Annotated in this window: 23 protein-coding genes; 22 read left to right on the forward strand and 1 reads right to left on the reverse strand. The window is 46.6% G+C overall.

Annotation, left to right across the window (positions count from 1 at the left end):
• The 17 genes from HI950_RS24870 to HI950_RS24950 all read left to right on the forward strand — a co-directional run bounded on the left by HI950_RS24870 (nt 1) and on the right by HI950_RS24950 (nt 16311).
• On the forward strand, nt 1–372 hold the full coding sequence (locus HI950_RS24870; protein ID WP_169086907.1) for an arsenate reductase family protein: 372 nt from the start codon (nt 1–3) through the stop codon (nt 370–372).
• Nucleotides 373–390: 18 nt separating this feature from the next.
• Entirely contained in the window at nt 391–1596 is a 1206-nt protein-coding gene (locus HI950_RS24875; RefSeq protein WP_169086909.1) for an aminotransferase class I/II-fold pyridoxal phosphate-dependent enzyme, read from the forward strand.
• Between the two features lie 39 nt (nt 1597–1635).
• Entirely contained in the window at nt 1636–2502 is an 867-nt protein-coding gene (locus HI950_RS24880; protein ID WP_169086911.1) for a 5'-3' exonuclease, read from the forward strand.
• 139 nt (nt 2503–2641) lie between these two features.
• Nucleotides 2642–2992 carry an ArsR/SmtB family transcription factor gene (locus tag HI950_RS24885; RefSeq protein ID WP_169086913.1) on the forward strand — a complete coding sequence of 117 codons (351 nt, stop codon included), beginning with the start codon at nt 2642–2644 and terminating at the stop codon, nt 2990–2992.
• Between the two features lie 268 nt (nt 2993–3260).
• Nucleotides 3261–3671, forward strand: coding sequence for a helix-turn-helix domain-containing protein (locus tag HI950_RS24890; protein WP_169086915.1), 411 nt, complete (start codon nt 3261–3263; stop codon nt 3669–3671).
• 102 nt (nt 3672–3773) lie between these two features.
• Complete coding sequence (locus HI950_RS24895; RefSeq protein WP_169086917.1) at nt 3774–4523, forward strand: YveK family protein; 750 nt, start codon at nt 3774–3776, stop codon at nt 4521–4523.
• Entirely contained in the window at nt 4513–5178 is a 666-nt protein-coding gene (locus HI950_RS24900) for a CpsD/CapB family tyrosine-protein kinase (protein ID WP_169086919.1), read from the forward strand. Before HI950_RS24895 ends, HI950_RS24900 begins: the two co-directional genes overlap by 11 nt.
• A gap of 356 nt (nt 5179–5534) precedes the next feature.
• Complete coding sequence (locus tag HI950_RS24905; protein ID WP_169086921.1) at nt 5535–7361, forward strand: polysaccharide biosynthesis protein; 1827 nt, start codon at nt 5535–5537, stop codon at nt 7359–7361.
• 25 nt (nt 7362–7386) lie between these two features.
• Nucleotides 7387–8268 carry a UTP--glucose-1-phosphate uridylyltransferase GalU gene (gene galU / locus HI950_RS24910; RefSeq protein ID WP_169086923.1) on the forward strand — a complete coding sequence of 294 codons (882 nt, stop codon included), beginning with the start codon at nt 7387–7389 and terminating at the stop codon, nt 8266–8268.
• A 23-nt stretch (nt 8269–8291) separates the two neighbouring features.
• Nucleotides 8292–9458 carry a glycosyltransferase family 4 protein gene (locus tag HI950_RS24915; RefSeq protein WP_169086926.1) on the forward strand — a complete coding sequence of 389 codons (1167 nt, stop codon included), beginning with the start codon at nt 8292–8294 and terminating at the stop codon, nt 9456–9458.
• Nucleotides 9421–10608, forward strand: coding sequence for a glycosyltransferase (locus HI950_RS24920; protein WP_169086928.1), 1188 nt, complete (start codon nt 9421–9423; stop codon nt 10606–10608). Before HI950_RS24915 ends, HI950_RS24920 begins: the two co-directional genes overlap by 38 nt.
• Complete coding sequence (locus HI950_RS24925) at nt 10499–11620, forward strand: glycosyltransferase family 1 protein (protein ID WP_169086930.1); 1122 nt, start codon at nt 10499–10501, stop codon at nt 11618–11620. The genes HI950_RS24920 and HI950_RS24925 overlap by 110 nt, the downstream gene beginning before the upstream one ends.
• A 14-nt stretch (nt 11621–11634) precedes the next feature.
• The gene (locus tag HI950_RS24930) at nt 11635–12540 is read left to right on the forward strand and encodes a glycosyltransferase family 2 protein (RefSeq protein WP_169086932.1); all 906 of its coding nucleotides are present in this window, start codon (nt 11635–11637) and stop codon (nt 12538–12540) included.
• Between the two features lie 42 nt (nt 12541–12582).
• On the forward strand, nt 12583–13656 hold the full coding sequence (locus HI950_RS24935; protein WP_169086934.1) for an EpsG family protein: 1074 nt from the start codon (nt 12583–12585) through the stop codon (nt 13654–13656).
• A gap of 11 nt (nt 13657–13667) precedes the next feature.
• Nucleotides 13668–14411 carry a glycosyltransferase gene (locus HI950_RS24940; protein ID WP_169086935.1) on the forward strand — a complete coding sequence of 248 codons (744 nt, stop codon included), beginning with the start codon at nt 13668–13670 and terminating at the stop codon, nt 14409–14411.
• A gap of 35 nt (nt 14412–14446) precedes the next feature.
• Entirely contained in the window at nt 14447–15052 is a 606-nt protein-coding gene (locus HI950_RS24945; RefSeq protein ID WP_317618443.1) for a sugar transferase, read from the forward strand.
• A gap of 77 nt (nt 15053–15129) precedes the next feature.
• Nucleotides 15130–16311, forward strand: coding sequence for an aminotransferase class I/II-fold pyridoxal phosphate-dependent enzyme (locus HI950_RS24950; protein ID WP_411268139.1), 1182 nt, complete (start codon nt 15130–15132; stop codon nt 16309–16311).
• A 10-nt stretch (nt 16312–16321) separates the two neighbouring features.
• On the opposite strand, the gene HI950_RS24955 is transcribed toward HI950_RS24950, so the two are convergent.
• Nucleotides 16322–16978 (reverse strand): acetyltransferase, encoded by a 657-nt coding sequence (locus HI950_RS24955; RefSeq protein WP_169086937.1) that lies wholly within the window; start codon nt 16976–16978, stop codon nt 16322–16324.
• 206 nt (nt 16979–17184) lie between these two features.
• Here HI950_RS24955 and HI950_RS24960 point away from each other — a divergent pair, with 206 nt between their 5' ends.
• Genes HI950_RS24960 through HI950_RS24980 form a run of 5 tightly spaced genes read left to right on the forward strand, consistent with a single transcriptional unit; the run spans nt 17185 to nt 23028 of the window.
• Entirely contained in the window at nt 17185–18381 is a 1197-nt protein-coding gene (locus tag HI950_RS24960) for a nucleotidyltransferase domain-containing protein (protein WP_169086938.1), read from the forward strand.
• Nucleotides 18382–18403: 22 nt separating this feature from the next.
• A complete protein-coding gene (locus tag HI950_RS24965; RefSeq protein ID WP_169086939.1) occupies nt 18404–19624 on the forward strand; it encodes a glycosyltransferase in 1221 nt (406 codons plus the stop codon).
• A gap of 2 nt (nt 19625–19626) precedes the next feature.
• The gene (locus HI950_RS24970; RefSeq protein WP_191297047.1) at nt 19627–20673 is read left to right on the forward strand and encodes a glycosyltransferase; all 1047 of its coding nucleotides are present in this window, start codon (nt 19627–19629) and stop codon (nt 20671–20673) included.
• The gene (locus tag HI950_RS24975) at nt 20670–21827 is read left to right on the forward strand and encodes a polysaccharide pyruvyl transferase family protein (RefSeq protein ID WP_169086941.1); all 1158 of its coding nucleotides are present in this window, start codon (nt 20670–20672) and stop codon (nt 21825–21827) included. The genes HI950_RS24970 and HI950_RS24975 overlap by 4 nt, the downstream gene beginning before the upstream one ends.
• Nucleotides 21828–21834: 7 nt before the next feature.
• The gene (locus HI950_RS24980; protein ID WP_169086942.1) at nt 21835–23028 is read left to right on the forward strand and encodes a glycosyltransferase; all 1194 of its coding nucleotides are present in this window, start codon (nt 21835–21837) and stop codon (nt 23026–23028) included.
• Nucleotides 23029–23035 lie beyond the last annotated feature (7 nt).

Raw genomic sequence — 23035 nt, forward strand, 5'->3', positions numbered from 1 at the left:
ATGGTGAAACAAAACGAATTAACGATTATTCAATATCCCAAATGCAGCACCTGCAAAGCAGCGGTTAAATCGTTGAAAAGCAAAGGGAATGACGTTCAAACCCGTGATATTGTTGAGCAAACGCCTACAGCTGAGGAGCTGAAGGTGCTTGTTGCGAACAGCGGCCTAGAGCTGAAGAAGTTTTTTAACACATCAGGCGATGTATATAGAGAGCTTGGCCTGAAGGACAAGCTGGCGGGCATGACTGAGGATGAGAAATATGCGCTGCTAGCTTCGAACGGAATGCTGATCAAGCGTCCGATCGTAACGGATGGCAAGAAGGTAACGGTAGGCTATAAGGAAGAGCAGTACGCAGATTCGTGGAACAACTAAAAAAGGGTGAATGGACTTATGTCGCAAACCAAATGGAGATCAGATAGGCTTTCGCAGCTTGGCTCTTCCATCTTCGCTGAAGTGGCGGCATGGAAACTGGCCGCGGTGGAAAGCGGTCTCGATATTATTGATCTTGGCATCGGCAGTCCGGATCAGCCGCCGACGCCTGCCGTACGCCTTGCGCTTAGCGATGCAGCGCTTCGCTCCGATATGTATGCTTATCCAGCAACGAGAAGCGGACTGCCGTTTCGTCAGCATGCCGCGGCTTGGATGAAGCATCGCTTTAACGTGGAGCTGGATGCGGCGAGCGAGATCGTGACGCTGCTAGGGTCACAGGATGGGCTCGCTCATCTTGCAATGGCGCTTTGTGATCCAGGCGACATGGCCTTGCTGCCTAATCCCGGGTATCCGATATATGCCGCATCATTAGCGCTTGCGGGCGTGGAATGTAAGCTTATGCCGCTACGTGAAGAAAATGGATATATGCCTGACCTCGATGCTATACCGGATGAGGATTGGGATAAAGCAACGTTTATTTTACTGAATTATCCTAATAATCCGATTTCAACCGTTGCTGATCTAGCATTTTTCGAGCGGCTGCTGGATAAGGCGCGCCAACACGGCGTATTGGTCGTACATGATTTGGCGTATTCCGAAATGGGCTTTGACGGCTGCGAGCCGCCAAGCATTTTGGAGGTGCCGGGCGCAATCGAGCAAGCCGTTGAATTCCACTCCTTATCCAAAAGCTTTAATATGGCTGGCTGCAGAATCGGCTTTTTGGCCGGGAATAAGGCGGCGGTTGGCGCTCTCCGCGAGCTGAAGGCTAACATCGACTATGGCGTATTTGATCCTATTCAAGAGGCGGGCATAGTAGCGCTGCAAGAGGCGATTTCTAATACGGAGCTGCCTAAAGCAGGCAAGCTTTATGAGCAGCGTAGGAACATATTTTTAGACGCGCTGCGGACAGAGGGCTGGGACGTAGCAGCTCCGAAGGCGACTATGTTCGTATGGGCGCAGCTACCTCCCATGCAGTGGACGATGGACGTGCCTTGGACTTCAAGGCGAATTTCCCAGGAAATGCTTAAAGCGACCGGTGTGGTCGTCGTTCCGGGTGAAGCGTTCGGTTCCGAGGGAGAGGGTTATGTGCGAATCGCTCTTGTGGAAAGCGAAGAGCGATTGCAGGAAGCGGCACAGCGTATTGGAAGGTTCATTCGCGGGCAATAACTAGAAATGAGATTAATAGTTTAGAGAGGGGTATCATTGATGAGTGAACAACGCTTGCTATTGGTAGACGGTATGGCGATATTGTTTCGGGCTTATTTTGCTACTTCGTTCGGAGGCAGCGTACGGAAAACGAGTGCTGGCGTACCCGTAAATGCCGTGCATGGCTTTGTACGCTATTTTATGGATGCGATCAATACGTTTAATCCGACGCATGTTGCCTGCTGCTGGGATATGGGCAGCACGACTTTTCGCACGGAGCAGTATGATGGCTACAAATCGAATCGTCCTTCCGCGCCGGAGGATTTGATTCCGCAGTTCGATCTGGTGAAGGAGGTTGTCGCCAGCTTCGATGTGCCGAATATTGGCATCGCGGGCTACGAGGCGGACGACTGCATCGGAACGCTTGCTGCTGCGCTTAAGGATCAAGCGCAAATTTTTGTCGTGACGGGCGATCATGACATGCTCCAGCTGGTGGACGACCGGGTTTCGGTTGCCATCATGAAGAAGGGGATCGGGAACTATATGGTGTATACGCCAGAGACATTGATGGAGGAGCGCCAGCTTACTCCCGTTCAAATTATTGACATCAAAGGTCTGATGGGCGATACAGCGGACAATTACCCAGGCGTTAAAGGAATAGGCGAGAAAACGGCTCACAAGCTCATTTTGGAGCATGGCTCCATCGATGGCTTGCTTGCTAATTTAGAAGCGGTGTCCAAAACGATAAGGGTCAAAATCGAAGCGGATCTTGATATGCTTCATCTCTCCCGCGATTTGGCGACTATTCGCTGCGATGTGCCGGTATCGGCTGAGCTAGATGGCTGCTGCTGGGCGTATAAGCGCGAAAGCGTATTGCTGAAGTTTGAAGAGCTGGAATTTAAAAGCTTGATATCGCTTATTGGATAAGCGGGAGAGTTCTCCTTATACGGTAAAATACCGGTATGGGGAGATCTTTTATTGATTACAATGAATATCATATGAGCGTATAGCTCACGGTCATTTGTGTTTTCGTTTACAATAATTGGTTTTGAAGTAGGTTTTGGAAATGAAGGAAACGGTATTTAGTGCACTTGCCGAGCCAAACCGGCTGCATATTGTCGAGCTTTTGCGCAGCGGCCCTCTCACTGTAGGGGAAATTGCCGAGCGGCTTAGGCTTAATCAGCCGCAAACGTCCAAGCATCTTCGCGTCCTGCATGATTCTGGGCTCGTCGAGGTGCAGCCGGACGCCAATCGGCGTTTTTACAAGCTGCGGCACCAGCCGCTCATTGAAATGGATGACTGGCTCGAATCGTTCCGCCGTATTTGGAACGAGCGATTCGATAATCTGGACGATTATTTGCGAAAGCTGCAAGGTCAGGATAAGGAGCAGGACGATAAAAAGAATGACGCAGAGTAACAACCTTGTGAATTTGAAGCAGCTGGTTGATAGCTTGGCGCAGGTGCAGTTTAATTAATATGTGTTAAAAAGTACCCTCAAGAAAACACCGATTATCGGTGTTTTTTGTTTTTTTCTGCAGGAGACTTTTAAGGAAAATAAAAGGAAATGTATTGACCTGTTCTTTTTAAAGAACTACAATAGCTATATTGTCTGTTATAACGTCTTACATTTTGGTTGAAAGTTCTAAGCTTATCGTTAGGATCTAAACTGGCCGAAGGAGAATCTTATGATTGGGGAACGGATTAAAAGTCTACGGGAAAAAAAGGGCTACTCGATAACGAAGCTTGCCGACCTAGCAGGCGTATCCAAGTCCTACTTAAGCTACATTGAACGCAATATGCAGAATAACCCATCTCTTCAGGTAATGGCAAAAATAGCAGCTCCTTTGGATTCTAACATTGAATATTTGCTTGGAGAAGAGCATTTACCAAAAATTCATGAGGATGAATTGCTGGATGAGGAATGGCGTTCCATTATTAAAGACGCGGTTGATGAGGGCATGAGCAAAGGTGATTTCCAAGCTTTGAAGGATTTGATCCGATCGAACATGTGGAAGGAAAGCATTGCGGAAACGAGCGTATACTCGAGCGAGAAAAAGAAAACATCAAATATTATCATTCTTCATATCGATAACTGAAGGCTACCCGAAAAAAAGAAAAACGTGTATTGACATGTTCTATATAAAGAACTAATATTGTGTTATCGTTCTTTATAACAAACATATTAAGCAGGTGTGCGAATGGATGGAAAACGGTTAGAGGATCAACCAGCTTTGCGTAACGAGAATGACAGAGTAAAGGTCAAAGAGATCAATCTCAAAGCTTTATACTCTACGGTTAGAAAGCGTTTATGGATGGTTGTACTGATCACGGTGATCGTTACCGTACTCGCAGCGCTTTATAACTCTAGACCAGAAACGCCCATGTATGCTGCATCCGCAAGAGTTATTGTTTCTGCTTCGTCAGAAATGATGGGTACGGCAAAGGTGATGTTTCGCGAGCCTATCGTCCTGAACAAGGTCATAGAGAAGCTGGAGCTTAATCGTTCTGTCTCGCAATTAAGAAGTCAAATCAGAGTGGATAGTGTGGAAGGCTCGCTTTTAACGCTTATAACGGTTATGGACAGCGACTCAAAGCTTGCGGCTGAAATTGCCAATACTAGCGTTGAAGCTTACCGGCAAGTAGCAGCAGGTACGCTGGGCATATCGAGCATTCAGCTACTAACGATGGCGGAAGAAAATCCTAACTCTATTAATGTGAAGAGCAACACGATGCTGATTGCAGGATTTATGCTAGGTCTTATATTCAGCATCGGTTTAGTCTTTCTGCTTGATTCGCTTGACGATTCTATCAAGTCGGAACGAGAGATCGAAGAGCTGCTCGGCTTAACGATGCTAGGTCAAGTAACCAAAATGAAGCGAAAAGATTATGCCAGACATTTGAAGAAACAAAAAAGCATTATAGCGCGAGGTGAGACGATTGGTTCGTGAACGGCAAAAGGCGTCAAAGACCTATGTAAATAGAAGCTTACTTGCTTATATTAATCCTCATGGCTCTATTTCAGAGCAGTACCGAACCATTCGGAACAATATTCACTATGCTTCAAACGGGAGCAAGATTCAATCGCTGCTTGTCACCTCCCCCTCGGAGGGCGAAGGCAAATCGACTACGACCGTAAACCTCGCCGTATGTATGGCGCAGCGCGGCGACCGCGTACTCATTATCGACGCAAATTTCAGAAATCCGATCATCAACAAAATTTTTCAAGTACAAACTTCTCCAGGCCTGTCGAATGTCTTAGGCCAGCAGCTCGAAATTCGCGAGGCCATCTATAATACCGAGGTCGAAGGATTGGATATTTTGCCGAGCGGCCAGCGCCTTTATAATTCGACAGAGCTGCTGGATTCTCAGCTTATGATTGATGTGATGCAGTACGCATCCGAGCAATACGATATGGTGCTGCTCGATTGTCCGCCTGTCCTCGGTGTACCGGATACGAACGCGCTTGTAGGCAAATGCGATGGGGTGCTCTTGCTGCTTCAAAGCGGTAAAACACAGCAAGAGCAAGCCATTGAAGCAAAACGTGCTTTGATGTTCGCAAAAGCGAATATTCTAGGCGTCATACTTAACCAAAAGAGCGTTTGATGATCGTAAATCGGATAGCGCTTTTTTTACGGGGCGACTGTTCTTTATAAAGCACAACGTTGTTTTCATAAAGACAGTCACGCTCGGTAATGTCTCCTCACCGTTATCAATGGAGGCACTCGGCCATGCTGTGGGTTACGAAAACCTTAGACGCGAGTCGTCAAGAGTGTGGTGTGAGGCGGGGTTGAATGCCCTGGATTCTGCATTAGAGTATTCAACTAAATGGTTTTGTATAAAGCCTTTTAGTTAAACACTCTAAAGGGGTGTCACATCAAACCTTCTCGAATAATGGCGAAGGCTACCGCTTCTTTAGCAACCACTTTATTTGATGTATGACTGGAAAGGGTGAAATGGCTTTGACGTATCGACAAAGATTGTCATTATTGATTTTAATCGACTCCATGATCGTATTTACCGCTATCTTTTTTAGCCGATTTTTACTTAGCGCTTCGCTTGATGTGGTAACGGCACCGATTGTGATCAGCTCGATTACGCTCTTATTGAGCCATCATTTCTTCTCCTTCTATTACAAGCTGTATAAGAAGGCGTGGGAATATGCAAGCGTCGGGGAGTTGCTGATTATTTCGAAGTCAGTCTCCTTCTCCATTCTTGCCGCGGCTGTCATTCAGCAGCTGGTGATGGGGGATGTGTTTATGCGTCTGCTCGCTGTCACTTGGATGATTCATATGATGCTGATCGGAGGCTCGAGGCTTTGCTGGCGAATTTTCCGAGGCAGCTACAATAAGCATGCCGGCCTGCGCAAGCGCACATTGATCGTTGGAGCCGGCTCTGCGGGTACGATGCTTGCTCGGCAGCTGCTAAGCAACAGCGACACGGAGCTTATCCCGATGGGTTTCATAGACGACGATGTCAACAAGCATAATCTCGATATTATGGGATTGCCTGTGCTAGGCGGCGTTGCGAGCATCGCCAAGGTTGCGACCTTGCATGACATCAACAATATTGTAATCGCGATTCCGTCATTGAGCAAAAAACAGCTCAACACGATCTTTAGCGAATGCGCGAAAACGAAAGCAAAGACGCAGATTATACCGATGCTTGAGGATTTGGCTACGGGGAGAATCTCGGTCAGCCAATTTCGTGATGTGCAGGTTGAGGATTTATTAGGCCGTGAGCCTGTAGAGCTGGATATCGAGAGCATCTCAGGTTATGTCACCCAGAAGGTCGTGATGGTAACGGGAGCGGGCGGCTCGATTGGCTCGGAGGTATGCAGGCAGGTTTCTAGGTTTTTACCGGAGAAGCTTATTTTGCTTGGACACGGGGAGAACAGCATCTACTCCATTGAGATGGAGCTGAGGGAGCTCTATGGGCATACCAACATCGAATTTGTGACCGAAATCGCAGACCTGCAGGATGCGAATAAAATGATGGCGGTTATGCAGGCTCATCGTCCTCAAGTCGTTTATCATGCGGCTGCGCATAAGCATGTGCCGTTAATGGAGAGAAATCCAGAGGAAGCGTTCAAAAACAACGTGATGGGCACATTGAACGCGGCAAGAGCGGCCAGCCAGGCCCGCGTCGATACCTTTGTCATGATTTCAACCGATAAGGCGGTCAACCCGACAAGCGTTATGGGAGCAACGAAAAGAATTGCGGAAATGGTCATACAGCATATGGATCGGTTCAGCACGACCAAATTTGTAGCGGTTCGATTCGGCAACGTTTTGGGCAGTCGAGGCAGCGTTATTCCGCTGTTCAAGAAGCAAATTGAAAAGGGCGGACCCGTAACGGTCACGCATCCTGACATGGTTCGCTATTTTATGACGATACCGGAGGCATCCCGACTGGTTATCCAAGCTGGGGCGCTGGCTAGGGGCGGCGAAATATTCGTTCTCGACATGGGAGATCCGGTCAAAATAACCGATCTTGCGCAAAATGTCATTCGAATGTCAGGCTACACGGTCGAGGAGATCGGCATTCAGTACACGGGCATTAGGCCTGGAGAGAAGCTCTTTGAGGAAATGCTCAAGGACAATGAAATGAACGAGAAGCAGGTATATCCGAAAATTTATATAGGCAAATCGTTTGAGATTTATTTTGAGCAAATTGAAGAAATGATTGCCATCCATGACAGCATGAGCAAAGCGGAACTACGGATTAGACTGCTGGATCTTGCGAACAACATCGTGGAGCTTCCGGAATTTGCATCAGTAACAGGCTAAAATGACGAAGGAGTTGCTAAACGCTATGAAAGTTAGAAAAGCCATTATTCCAGCTGCGGGACTTGGAACCAGGTTTCTTCCCGCAACAAAAGCAATGCCAAAGGAAATGCTGCCGATTGTCGATAAGCCTACCATTCAGTACATTGTCGAGGAAGCGATCGAATCGGGCATTGAAGATATTATTATCGTGACGGGCAAAGGAAAACGCGCGATTGAGGACCATTTTGACAATTCGATTGAGCTTGAGCAAATTTTAGAGGCTAAGCATAAATACGATTTGCTAAGCGAGGTTCGCAAGTCGGCTGATATGGTGGATATTCACTATATCCGTCAGAAGGAGCCAAAGGGTCTAGGGCATGCCATCTGGTGCGCTCGCAAGTTCATCGGAGATGAGCCGTTTGCCGTGCTGCTGGGCGATGATATCATCTCCGCGGAGAAGCCTTGCATCAAGCAGATGATTGAGAAATATGAGCAATATCACACCTCGATCATCGGCGTTCAGCGCGTAGCGGATGAGGCGGTTTCCCGTTACGGCATCGTTGATGGAGCAAAGATGGAGGAGTCCTTCCACCGGGTTAGGCATCTGGTAGAGAAGCCTGCCAGAGAAGCGGCGCCATCGAATATGGCCATAATGGGGCGATACATTTTAAACCCTGCGATTTTTGACATTTTGGGCAATCAAACCCCTGGCGCTGGCGGCGAAATACAGCTGACTGATGCAATTGCGGCTTTGAATTTGTCCGAAGCGGTTTATGCGTACGAATTCGAAGGCAAGCGTTATGATGTTGGCGAGAAAATGGGCTTTATCCAGACGACGATTGAATTCGCGCTTCAGCGTGAGGATCTGCGCTACGAGCTGTTAAACTATCTGTCACTAATGGTTGAAAAGGAAGCTGCTAGAAAATAATTCTAGTATAGGATGGTAAACTTATGCCGGATAAAATATTATTTTGCGCTACAGTTGATTATCATTTCAAGGCTTTTCATCTGCCTATTATGGAATGGTTCAAGCAGCAGGGCTGGGAGGTTCACGTCGCCGCGAAAGGCGAGCTGAACCTCCCTTTTGTTGACAAGAAGTTTAATTTGGCGATTGAACGATCTCCCTTGCGATTGAACAATATCAAGGCTCATCAAGAGCTGAAGGCCATTATTAAAGAGCAGAATTATAAAATCATTCATTGCCATACGCCGATGGGCGGCGTGCTTGCAAGGCTTGCAGCGTCGAGTGTTAGAAAACAAGGCACAAAGGTCATTTATACGGCGCATGGCTTCCATTTCTGCAAAGGCGCCTCGCTCCTGAACTGGATGCTCTATTATCCGATTGAGAAGAGTCTGTCGCGCTTAACCGACTGTCTCATTACGATTAATGAAGAGGATTACGCGCTTGCCGTCTCCAAAGGCTTCAAAGCGAAGCAAATCGCGCAGGTTCATGGCGTCGGCGTAAATATGTTGCGTTATAAGCCTATTCAAAAAATCGATAAATGGCGGCTAAGGCAGGAGCTTGATTTTCGGACGGATGATTTTCTCCTCTTCTACGCGGCTGAATTCAACAAAAATAAAAACCATCAGCTGTTGATCCATGCGCTTGCTGCGATCAAAGAGCAGGCACCTCATACGAGGCTGCTGCTTGCAGGAACCGGACCGCTGCTTGAAGCGTGCAAAGAGCTGGCGCATCAGCTCGGCGTTGGCTCCATGGTACATTTTCTTGGCTATCGGAGCGATATCGACAGTCTGCTGCCGATGTGCGATGCCGCTGTTGCATCCAGCCTGCGCGAAGGGCTGCCAGTCAATATCATGGAGGCGATGGCTTGCGGGCTGCCCATTGTCGCGACGGTGAATAGAGGCCATTCAGAACTTGTTCACGACGAAGTGAACGGGTATGTCGTTGCGCCTCAAGACACGGAGCTATTTGCAAAAAGGTTGAAGCAGCTAAGCGAGTCGATTGAGCTAAGGCAGTTAATGGGCATGCAGAGCATGCATCTCGTGCAGAAATACAGCTTAATACAGGTCAAGCAGGAGCTAAGCGAAATTTACAAGTCGTTTATGGTGGGGGAACAAAATGAATCCCAAAGTCAGTATCGTCGTGCCTATATATAATATGGAAGACTATTTGGACCGCTGCCTTCAAAGCTTGCTCGGACAAAGTCTGAGAGAGATCGAGATTATAGCGGTTAATGACGGTTCTCGCGATTTCAGCTTGGAGCTATTGCAGAAATACGCCCGTCAAGATTCGCGAATTACGATCATTGATAAAGCGAACGGCGGTGTATCCGCTGCCAGAAACGACGGTGTTTTGGCGGCAAGAGGACAATACATCGGCTTTGTTGATCCTGACGATTGGGTTCATGAGAGCATGTATGAGCAGTTGTACCATGCGGCTGCCGAGGAAGACAGCGATATCGCGATGTGCACATATGTCCGTGAGTTTGAGACGCATTCGAAGGAAAAACGATTCGATATGCCAGACAAACAAACGTATCGTGCTGATGAGTTACAAGCGAAGATGCTCAGGCGTCTAGTTGGTCCACTGAAAGAAGAATTAGCTAAGCCGGAAAACTTGGATGCATGGGGGACGGTCTGGTCCAAGCTTTACCGGGCCGAACTGATTAAGGATCATGGACTGAAGTTTATGGATCTTGCTGTCATCGGCAGCAATGAGGATACGTTGTTTAACATTCATGCCTTTTATTATGCCAAATCGTTTGTTTTCCTTAATCGGCCGCTCTACCATTATTGGCGTTCGAATACAGAGTCGATTACATCGACCTACAATCCTGCGCTGCAATATAAATTTGACCGGCTCTATGCCGCTATTCAATCCTTCATTTCAGAGAAGCAGTTGAACGATGAGTATAGAACGGCATTCAATAATCGGATTTCCATGAATGTGTTAGGGCTCGGCCTTAATATTATGAGCGAGGGCAGGGCGGCTTCCTTTGGGAAGAAGCTGAAGGCGCTGCATAAGCTGCTGCATGGCGACAAGGTCAAGCAGTCTTTTAAACAGTTCGATACAAGCTACAGCCCTCTCATATGGAAGGCTTTTTTTGTATGCGCAAAAATAAAATTTTCGCTCGCCATATACGTCATGCTGATTGGTATCAATTGGATGCGAAAAAGGAATACGGGGAGGATTGCAGTTGAAACCGGTTCGAATCTTGCAAGTGGCAACGGTCATGAATCGCGGCGGATTAGAAACCATGCTGATGAATTACTATCGTCAAATGGATCGAAGCAAAATTCAGTTTGATTTCATCGTTCATCGCGATGAGGAAGGCCATTATGATCAAGAAATTATTGCGTTAGGCGGAAAAATTTATCGCATGCCGCAAATCAAGCCAGGGAATTACTCGCCCTATTTTAAACGATTGGACTTATTTTTTAAGGAGCATCCTTATTATCAGGTTGTGCATGCCCATATTAACGAGAATAGCAGCTTTATCCTAAAGGCTGCCAAGAAAGCAGGCGTTCCTTGCCGAATTATGCATAGCCATTTAAGTGATCTGGGGCTCGACATCAAGCTGCCTTTCCGCATGTATGCAAGGCTGGCGATAAAGGATAATCCGAGCAGCTACTTTGCATGTTCGAAAAGCGCAGGAAAATGGCTGTTCGGCAAACGGCTAGCAGATTCCGGCAAAGTGGTTGTGCTAAATAATGCGGTTGATGTAAAGCAGTTCTCTTTTAATTCGAGCACTCGCGATGCCATAAGAGCCGAGCTTGCTGCGGGAGATCGCTTGGTCATCGGCCACATTGGACGATTTAATGAGCAGAAAAACCATGATTTTTTGATCGACATATTTAAAGCCGTTCATGACAAGGAGCCGAACTCTATGCTAGTCCTTGCAGGCGAGGGACATCTTCGGCCAATGATCGAGAAGAAAATAGAAAGACTAGGGTTATCTGAGCATGTAAAGCTGCTGGGCGTTCGAGCCGATGTATCGGATCTGCTGCAAGGAATCGATATTTTTCTGTTTCCTTCCTTATTTGAAGGGCTGCCGGTTGTGCTTATTGAAGCTCAAGCGGCTGGCTTAAGCTGCGTCATTTCCGATACGATTACGGCGGAGACCGACGTTACTGGCAGGCTTCAGTTCATTGGCTTAAAGCAACCTGCTGAGTATTGGGCCGAGCAAATGTTGAGTGCGTCCCGCGAGCATGCCGATACAGCGGAATTATTAAGAAAGAACGGATATGATACGTCTACTATGGCGAAATGGCTGTCTGACTATTATATGGATCACGTGTCCGAATCCGCTTTCGGGTAAAGGGGGGAATAAGATTGAAGCCGATGTTGACTGTGTTTACGCCTACCTATAACCGTGCGTATACGCTTCACCTTTGCTACGAGAGCCTAAAACGCCAAAGCAACAAAAGCTTTGTATGGCTCATCATTGATGATGGCTCTACGGATCAAACGAGGGAGCTTGTAGCAGGCTGGATAGCGGAGAATCTCATAGCGATCCGCTATCATTATCAAGAGAATCAGGGGATGCATGGCGCGCATAATGCAGCTTATGAACGAATTGAAACGGAGCTTAATGTTTGCATTGATTCGGATGATTATATGGCAGATGACGCCGTAGAGAAAATAACGAAGTTTTGGCTAGCGGCAGGAAATGATCGCTTTGCAGGCATTGTCGGGCTGGATGTGAACCAAAATTATGAGGTTATCGGCACCAGAATGCCTGAGCAATTGGAGTCTTCAACGCTGACGGATCTATACGCCCTTCATCATGTGAAAGGCGACAAAAAGCTCGTTTACCGTTCAGAAATAACGAGGAAATATCCGCCATACCCGATATTTTCCGGTGAGAAGTACTGTCCGTTATCCTACAAATACATCCTTATCGATCAGGATTATCCGCTGCTTATTATGAATGAGGTGCTGTGCGTCGTTGAATATCGGCAGGATGGATCAAGCTTGAATATGATTAATCAGTACAAAAAAAATCCGCGCGGCTTCTCCTTCTTTCGCAAAGCGGCGATGGCTTACGCGCCGTCATGGAAAGGCAGAATCCGCGAGGCCATTCATTATGTGTCCAGCAGCTTGATCATTCGCAATAAACGCTTTTTGAGGGAATCGCCTCGCAAATGGGTTACGCTGCTGGCCATTCCGTTTGGCGTTATGCTTTACTTTTACATCCAAAATACGAATAAAGCGACAGTCGTGAAGCAAAATCATTGAAACAGCAGGTCAAATTGATCTTATTAGGAAGGGACGAATAAAATGTCGATACTGTGGTTTACGCTGGCTTTCGTATTCTCAGTCTCTCTAGCGGCCAGATACTTTTCAGTACCAGCAGGGATCGCCCCTTCGCCGATCATACCGAACAGATTTCTCGCTATAGTAGCTGCACTGGCACTCGCTTTAGTATCCGGCCTGCGATCGAATATTGGAGATACCTATCTGTATATGCACAGCTATACACTAGAAGATTTCTCATGGGAGTCTATCAAGGGCAGCAACGATATCGGTTTTAATATTTTGCAGATGCTGTTGAAGCAGATTTCGAATGATCCGCAAATTCTCATATTGACGACTGGAATTGTGACCAATCTGCTTATCGTTATGGTGCTGTTTAAGTATACGAGATTGTTCGAGCTTAGCGTCTTCTTATACATAACAACGGGTACGTACACCATTTCAATGAACGGCATGAGACAGTTTCTGGCCGCCGCAATCGTAATGACTGCGACAAAGTTTCTATTAGAGGGCAAATGGAAACCATACATACTCATCGTTGTACTCGCTTCCTTCATTCATCAAAGCTCGTTGATTATGATTCCTATTTACTTTATCGTGCGCAGAAAAGCATGGACGAGATCGACCGCTATGCTCCTTGGGCTTGCCGTTCTCATTGTCGTTGGCTTCAATGAATTTTCTGAGCTGCTATTCACAGCGATTAAAGACACCCAGTACAGCAATTATGCATCGTTTGATGAAGGCGGAGCGAACATCCTTAGAGCAATCGTCTGGATTATACCGATTGTGATTGCCTATTTTGGCAGAGAAAAATTGAGAAGCCTATTTCCGAAGTCCGATATTATCGTGAATGTCTCGCTGGTAGGCGTCGTGTTAATGATTATCGCTACGCAAAATTGGATTTTTGCAAGAATGGCTATTTATTTCAATTTGTATCAGCTTATTTTAATCGCTTGGTTAATCAAGGTGTTTCGCGAGAAGGATCAGAAGCTTATCTATATCGTGATTTTAGTGTTTTATTTCTTATTTTATTTCTATGAAAGCGTCATTGCACTGGGATTGGATTACAAAAGTGATTACATAAAATGGCCGTTTTAGGAGTGGTGTAAATGAATGCTTCAAGCAAAATACCTCGTATCGTTCATTACTGCTGGTTCGGACGGGGCGAGAAGCCAAGGAAGATTGAAAAGTGCATGCGCAGCTGGCAAAAGCATTTAGGCGATTACGAACTGATGGAGTGGAACGAGGACAGCTTCGATATTTCGTCCAACCGCTACGTAAAGGAAGCTTATGAGGCGCGGAAATACGCATTCGTCAGCGATTATGTTCGTCTATATGCGCTTTACAAGCATGGCGGCATTTATTTGGATACGGATGTTGAGGTTATTAAGCCTTTGAATCCGCTCCATCAGCATGAAGCGTTCTCCGGCTTTGAGGATCAGACCTTTCTGCAATCCGGAACGATGGGAGCGGAGAAGGGGCATCCATGGATTAAAGAGCTGCTTGATCATTACGGCAGCCGCAGCTTCCTGCTTCCGGACGGCTCGCTTGATATGACGACCAACACGGCCGTCATTACCGAAATTTGCAGCCGGCATGGCCTCAAGCTGAACGGCGAATATCAAGTGCTGCGTAATGGCGTGACCTTCTATCCGCGAACGTATTTCAGCCCTTATGACTATATTAACGGAGGAAATTACATCACGAATGACAGCTATACGATTCATCATTTTGCCCAGTCATGGCTTCCTGCCCATGTTCGCCTTAGAGGAGACGTGAAGCGAGTTGTAAGCCGGGTTGTCGGCCCCAAGATGATTTCAAGGATGAGACAGCTGCTCTCATCGAACGAATAAGCTCATAGTTTGCATTTTAGGAGTCCATACTGATGATAAAGCGATTGTTTGATCTTATTGTTTCTAGTATTTTGCTGCTGGCGCTGTCTCCTGTCATTGCTGTGACCGCGATATTGGTTCGGATTAAGCTTGGCTCGCCCATCGTATTTAAGCAGCAGCGTCCTGGCAAGCACGGCGTTCCCTTCTATGTCTATAAATTTCGAACGATGACCTCGGAGAAGGATAGCCTCGGTCAGCTCCTGCCGGATCACTTAAGGCTTACTGCCTTCGGAAGCCTCATGCGCAAATTCAGCTTGGATGAGCTTCTTCAGCTCATTAACGTCGTCAAAGGCGAGCTTAGCCTTATTGGACCACGACCGCTGCTTATGGAATATTTGCCGCTTTACAATGAAGAGCAAGCGAAGCGGCATCTGGTCAAGCCAGGCATAACGGGCTGGGCACAGATTCACGGCAGAAACGATGTCTCGTGGGAAGAACGATTTGAGCGCGACGTATGGTATGTGGAGAATCAAAGCTTGGCGCTGGATTTAAAGATCTTGCTGCTGACGGTGAAGAAGGTCATTCGGTCCGAGGGCGTATCGAATGCGAATCATGTGACGATGCCGATGTTTCAAGGAACGACAAGCCATAGTGAAGGATAAAGCCATTTCTCAAGCAGCGGTTCAGCTTGGGGGATGGCTTTTTAATGTGAAAAATATGAAAAAGGATGTGTAGTTAAGTGTCGGCAAATGAAATGAAAAAAATATATTTATCCCCTCCTCATATGAGCGGGAAGGAGAGAAATTATATCGATGAAGCGTTTGAAACCAACTGGATAGCGCCGCTTGGTCCGAATATAGACGCCTTCGAGAAGCAGCTCGCTGCTTACGCAGGCACTGCGGATGCGGTTGCGGTCAGCTCGGGTACGGCAGCTATCCATCTATCGCTGCAGCTGCTTGGCGCAGGTGCAGGGGACACGGTATTTTGCTCAAGCTTTACGTTTGTGGCGAGCGCCAATCCGATCCGTTATTGCGGGGCTGAGCCCGTCTTCATAGATTCTGAGCCGGATACGTGGAATATGTCGCCAGAGGCGCTGCAGCAAGCTTTTGAGGATGCGGATCGTCAAGGAAAGCTGCCGAAGGCGGTTATCGTCGTTCATCTGTACGGGCAAGTATCGAAAATGGATGAAATTATGAGGCTATGCGAGCAATATGAGGTACCCGTCATCGAGGATGCTGCGGAATCGCTCGGCTCCACTTATAAAGGCAAGCAAAGCGGCTCCTTTGGCAAATTTGGCATCTACTCGTTTAACGGGAATAAAATCATTACGACCTCGGGCGGCGGGATGCTCGTATCAGAGGATGTAGAGCTGCTGCAAAGAGCACGTTTTCTTGCGACGCAAGCGAGGGATGCAGCCGCCCATTATCAGCACAGCAGCATGGGCTTCAATTATCGAATGAGCAATCTGTTAGCTGGTGTTGGCAGAGCGCAATTAGAGGTTTTGGATGAACGAGTAGCTGCAAGAAGAGCGGTATATGAGAACTATGTAGAAGCGTTCGCGAATCGCGCGGGCATCAGCTTTATGCCTGAGTTAACCGGTACAAACTCCAATCGATGGTTGACTGCGATCGTCATTGATGAGCAGGAGATGAATACGACGATCGGGGAGCTGCTGGATGCCTTGACGGCTGCCAACATTGAGGCGCGTCCGCTGTGGAAGCCTCTGCATTTGCAGCCGCTCTTTGAAGGCTGCCAGTTCTACGCGCACGAAGGCGGCGAGTCCGTCTGCGAGCGGTTATTCCAAAGCGGAATTTGTTTGCCGTCCGGTTCTAGCATGAGCAGCGTGGATCAGGTAAGAGTCGTCGATTGCATGAATAGCGTCTTCGATCGAACAGTAGTTAAAACCGTACAATCGGCATAGTCGCTCTAGTCTATAGGTAACGTTCACCCTTCTCACGTGCTCGAATGACTTTCGCCGGCGTGCCGTAAGCGACCTTATAAGATGGAATATCGGTTAAGACCGTAGAGCCTGCGCCAATAACGGTATGTTCGCCGATCGTTTTGCCGTGAATGATATTCGCGCCAATCGAAACAACGGAATAGTCGCCAATACTGACGCTGCCGCCTGTGGCTGCCTTTGGAGCGAGCGTAACGAAGCTGCCGAGCGAGGAATCGTGATCGACCGATGTTTGGGAATAGAGTACGCAGTGCTCGCCAATCGTTGTATCGCTATTGACGACGCTGCCTGCCATAATGACGGACCCCGCTCCGATCTGAGCGCCTCTTGCAATAGAAGCTGCCGGGTGGATGGCCGTAATAAAGGAAAAGCGCGGAAGGATGTCAGTGATTTTTGCTGCTACTTTTGAACGTAACCAGGTGTCTCCGATTGCAACGATGCCGCCGCTGATGGAATCGAGGTTAGCTGCAAGCCAGCTTTTATCGCCTAAAACCTCATAGCCATAAATGGTAGTGCCAGACGGTTTATTGTCGTCCAGCAAGCCCGCGATTCGATACAAGCCCGTTTTCTCTATCGTATCAATGACGGCCTTCGCATGACCGCTAGCACCATATACAATAATGTTTTGCATCAGCTTCATCCTCCTAATTCATTTAATCATGCCTATGGACTCTTCCATTCTAGCAGAAACAAGCCCTTTTTTGTAAAAGAATAGTGAACATAAGCAATGATGATTGACAGAAATTAGGTAAGGTGATAATCTGTACTTGTGTTCGTTTTATAGAACAAAATAAACATTTTGTTCGTTATTGGCTAATTAGTATGAAGGAGATATTCATGAATAACAACGTCACTCTCCATAAGGAAGATCTCTCTGGCGAATTGCGATTAATGCTTGCCTTTCTCTCGTCAGACGATGAGGCCGATCAGTCCTTTGATTATCAGGAGCTGCTGCAAAACGCAGATTGGGACCGATTTATCGAGCTGGCAAGGCATCATCGGGTATTCCCTACTGTCAATCGCAAGCTTCAGGAGCTGAAATCAGCGGAGGTCCCGATATTTGTCACCCAAATGTTTCAACGTGACTATTATCGCAATACGCTGCTGATGCTTACGCTCAGCGGCGAGATGGAGCAGCTTGCCAAGGAATTTTCCGAGCGTGGGCTGCGTTCGCTGTTTTTGAAGGGGCCGGTCATTGCTGCCGATTTATATGGAGATGTATCGCTGCGCACCTCTTGTGACCTCGATCTCCTTATTCCGCTCAAGGAGCTGGACCATGCAGAAGCGCTTCTAGTATCCCTTGGGTACGAGAAGGATGAATATATTGTTTCGGTGCTGAATGATTGGAAGTGGAGACATCATCATACGACCTTTGTGCATCCGAAAAAGGGAATTAAGGTCGAGCTTCATTGGCGTTTAAATCCTGCTCCGTCTAAGGAGCCAAGTTTTAATGATCTTTGGAGCCGCAAGCGCAAAAGCGCATTGATCAACCGTCCGATTTATTATCTCGGAAGAGAAGATTTGTTTATGTTCCTTGTATCGCACGGAGCTCGGCACGGCTGGTCAAGGCTTCGATGGCTGCTGGACATCAAGCAGCTCGTGAATCAGAAGATGGATTGGCCAAAGCTTACGAAGCTGCTGAGGAAGCATAACTATTCCCATATTGGCGGGCAGGCACTGCTTCTGGCGGCACGCCTGCTGTCGCTGCCGCTCCGCAATGAGATGAAGCCGCTGCTTGCGGGAAGGAAAGCGCATTGGCTCGCGGAGGATGCGATGTTCTATATTTATCGGCTGGTCAATTTGCATTCCCCGCCGATAGCGGAAGAAATAAGACGCTACCATAAACGGTATCTTTTTACCCTGCTGACGATACCGCAAAAAATACAGTTTATTGCAAGCTTTATGTTTCCTTATGCGGAGGATGCGGAAACTCTTCCTCTCCCTAAGGCGCTGCATTTCTTGTATTTTCCGCTCCGTCCGTTTTTGTGGGGATGGAGGAAAATGAAAACCAATGCTGCAGCCTCCAAAGATTGATTTTTTAAGTAAGGAGAAAACAATGAAAAAATGGCTTATTGCTTCCTATGATATGGAGGTCGGGGGTGTCGAGCGAAGCCTCGCGGGCATGCTGGATGAGTTTCAATATGATTCCTTTCATGTCGAATTAATGCTGTATCGGCATAAAGGAGATTTCATGACCCTCCTAAATGATAAAGCGAAGCTTCTTGATGAGATTCCGCAATATGCTACTTTCAGAAAGGGCATTGGGAGCCTATTGCTATCGAAGCAGCTGCATTTAGGCATTGCTCGCCTTTTATCTAAATTTCATGCCCGGCTCATTGGCCGAATGAAGGAAGTACCCGAATCGGGTTATATTCAGCAGCAGCTCATGTGGAAGTATGCCCTGCCTTTCCTTCCTAAGCTATCGGCTGAATATGATGTAGCGATCAGCTACTTGTGGCCGCACTATTTTGTAGCGGACAAAGTTAAAGCAAATAAGAAATGTGCGTGGATACATACTGACTTTTCTACCGTCCATACCCTTCGCGAGATGGATTTGAAGATGTGGAATAAATTCGACCATATTATCGCGGTTTCCGATGCATGCAGAGAATCATTTTTAGACAAGTACCCTACTTTGAGAAATAAGACGATTGTGATCGAGAACATGATGTCGCCCGAGTTCATTAGGAGCATGGCGTCCGAGAAGCTGGCTGTTAATCCGATGGTGTCGGATAAGCGGTTCAAGCTGCTCACAGTAGGCAGATTGTCCCATGCGAAAGGAATCGATAATGCCGTTAAAGCACTCAAGCTGCTTGCCGATCAAGGCTATGATGATATCGTCTGGTACGTTGTTGGCTACGGTGGCGACGAACCGATGATTCAAAGCCTGATTGCGGAATATAACCTGCAGGACCGTTTTATTCTGCTTGGCAAGCAAATTAATCCGTATCCCTATATTGAAGCTTGCGATGTATACGTGCAGCCATCCAGATACGAAGGGAAAGCAGTGACGGTTACGGAAGCGAAAATATTAGGAAAGCCCATTGTCATAACGAATTACTCGACTGCCAGCAGCCAGGTCAGCAATGAGATTGACGGCGTTATTTCCGAATTATCCGTCGAGGGGATCGCGGATGGGATAGCAAGGCTCTATCAGGATCCGGAGCTAAGGGAGCGGCTTTCCAAAAATTGCGCAGACGTCGATTATGGTAATCGCCATGAGCTCGATAAGCTTTATAGCCTGTTTCAACCCTTTGAGAGGAGCATTGCGAAGTGAGTATGAAGCTAAGTGTGATTATTCCGGTCTACAACGCTGAGCCTTATATTAAACGTTGCATAGACTCTCTCTTGAAGCAGACTATAGAAGATTACGAGCTTATTTTTGTAAACGACGGCTCTACTGACAATAGCAAGGAAATCATTGAACATTATCAGAAAAATAACGCTCAGATCCTATTAATTAACCAAGGCAACAAGGGAGTCAGCCTGGCGAGGAATGCTGGCTTGGCTGCCGCTTCGGGAGAATATGTCGGCTTCGTTGACGCAGACGATGACATTGAGCCGGATATGTATGAAAAGCTCTACGCTGCTGCTAAATCAGGAGATTGCGATGTTGTGGTCTCAAACTTCGAAAGTGAGCTTAATGGGCATTATCTGATTACGAGATATCCATTCCCCGTTGATGTCGTTCTAAGCGCTGCTGATATCCAAAAACAAATATTGCCCTTCTTCTTAAAGAGCGAGCAATTAAATACAGCTTGCAACAAAATATACCGGAACGCACTCATTCAAGAGCATGAGATTGTATTTCCTGCAAAGGTAGCGCTTGGCGAGGATGGGATATTTAATATTTATTTCTTTAGCCATGCAAGGAAGCTTAAATATGTGGATTACACCGGTTACCATTACCGCGAGACGGCCGAGAGCGCGACTAGAAATGTCGCCGTGAAAGATTATTTTGGGCGTGCCGTCGAGGTGTATGCAGCAGAGCTTCCTTCATGCTATTTGAACGCCATGAGCGGAGCAAGCATCCAGCAATTGAAAGCCGTCAAGCTGATTCACAGCGTAATGGCCTACATTCATATTTATCTGGAGCCTTCATCAAATATGCGATTCGCAGACAAGATTCATTATGTGAAACGAATGATCCTGCATCCGGATGTAAGGAAGGCTTTGCCTGTCTACGTTAACGAAATGAATGGGGAATTAGGCCATTATCAAAAAGCACTATTGTATCTGATTAATCAAAAATCATTGCTTGGCATTTATTTCATAACAGCATACAGCAGATTCAGAAATAGAAAAGCGCGGGGGATAATCATATGAAAATAATGATGTTTGCTCATAATGGCAGTTTGAATAGAGGCTGTGAAGCGATCGTTCGCTCTTCCACAGCGATTTTGAAGGAGCGGATAAAGGACGCCAAAGTGTATTTAGCCTCAGATCAACCGGAAACCGATCAAATAATAGCTAAGCTGGACGGCATTTACGATGGCTCTAAATTAGAAATAAAAAAATATTCCTATGACTGGTTCCTTTCTTCATTAAAGGTAAAGCTGTACCAGGATGAATCCTATGCGCTTGGGAAGATTCATCATAATATTATAAAAAATATTAAAGATATGGATGTTTGCTTATCGATCGGCGGAGACAACTATTGCTATGGCGAGCAGCCAGGCTGGTATGAAATTGATAGGCGGGTAAAGGAGCAAGGCAAAAAGCTAGTACTGTGGGGCTGCTCCATCGGGGAAGAAGACATGTCGGAGAGAAAGCTGGAGGATTTAAAGCTCTTTGATCTTATTTTATCCCGTGAATCACTGACCTACAATATGCTTGTAGGCAAGGGGTTAAAGAACGTAAAGCTATGTGCCGACCCTGCATTCACGATGGAGAAAGAAGAGCTGGCTCTGCCAACGGGCTGGCAGGAAGGAAATACAGTGGGCCTAAACTTCAGCCCGCTTGTATGGAAACGAAATAAACAATCACAGGCTGCGATTGATGAATTGATTCGGCATATTTTGGAGAAAACCGATATGACGATTGCTTTAACTCCTCACGTTATTATTGATGGAAACAATGATTATGAGGTATTGAAAAGCTATTACGAGACTTACAAGCATACGGGAAGAGTCATCCTCTTGCCGGATCATTTAACAGCGATTCAGTATAAAGGCTATATCGCGAGGATGAGGTTCTTTATTGGCGCGCGTACGCACGCTACTATTGCCGCATACTCGAACTACGTGCCGACTATGGTACTAGGGTACAGCGTGAAGTCCAAAGGAATAGCAAAAGATATTTTTGGAGAAGAAAAGCTGGTGCTTGGTATCGAGCAAATATCGAACAGCGTCCTCTTGATCCAGAAATTCGACGAAATGGTTCGAGAAGAGGAAGCGCTCATAAAGAAGCTCAAGCAGGAAATTCCAGGCATTCAGAAGATGTCTTATAAAGCGGTCGATTATTTATCCGGTCTGGCATGAGGTGAGCATGAAAAAAAACTTATTGTTTGTTATTCCAAGCCTTTCAGCTGGCGGTGCCGAGCGAAGCTTGATCAATCTGATTACTCAAATTGACTTTAATCACTACAATGTTGATTTGTTCATGTTTAGCCACAAAGGCATATTTATGGACTTGGTGCCTGATCATGTTCAGATTTTGCCGCTGCCCGATAGCTATCATCGTTTTATTAAGCCTCTTTTGCCGTCGGTATCACAGTTTCTGCGCAGGCGAAATACAAGATTGGCTTATAGCCGAATCATGTTCAGCTACAAAAGCAGGTTGTCAAAAAGCGTCAGCGTCAATGAGCAAGAAGGATGGAAGTATATTGCCCGTTCCATTGACGCCATTGATAAGAAATACGACGTAGCTATCGGTTTTTTGGAAAAAACATCGATTTACTTTTGCGCGGAGAAGGTCAATGCCGTCAAAAAAATAGGATGGGTACATAACGATTATGACAAGCTGGGCATGAATCCTTATTTCGATCAGGCGTATTTCGCGAAGATGGACCATATCGTAACGGTCTCTGAGGAATGCGGTCAAATTTTAAAACAAAGATTCCCCGAGCAGCAAACTAAAGTAGAAGTTATCCATAATATTGTTTCGCCAAAGCTAATCAACCAGCTCGCAGATTTGGTTCAAGAGGATGTTTATGACCGCAAGAGCGGTGAAATCGTTATATTGTCTATTGGGCGTTTGCATACTCAGAAAGGATTTGAGCTGTCGATAAAAGCGTGCAGAATTTTGCTGGATAGAGGCTTCCGCTTTCAGTGGAATATTATTGGCGAAGGGGAAGAAAGGGAGAAGCTGACACAGCTGATTGCAATGGAGGGTCTGGAGCAAAATATTAAGCTGCTTGGGTTGAAGTCAAATCCGTACCCTTATCTTAAACAGGCGGACATCTATGTGCAAACCTCATGGTTTGAAGGAAAAGCGATTGCGATTGATGAGGCCAAAATTTTATCTAAGCCTATTGTCATTACCAATTTCAGCACTGCTAAAGACCAGATTAAGGACGGAGTCGAGGGTCTTATCGTTGATTTGAATGTCGATGCGATTGCAGAAGGCATCTCTAAGCTGATAGAGAACGAGGAAGCTCGTACAAATTTGACGCAGTATTTATCCAGTCTTCATTTAGGAACGGAAGAAGAAATTCATAAAGTGTATAAAATTTTTGGATAGGTGGAAA

This window comes from Paenibacillus sp. PL91, assembly GCF_012935325.2.
Taxonomy (GTDB): domain Bacteria; phylum Bacillota; class Bacilli; order Paenibacillales; family Paenibacillaceae; genus Pristimantibacillus.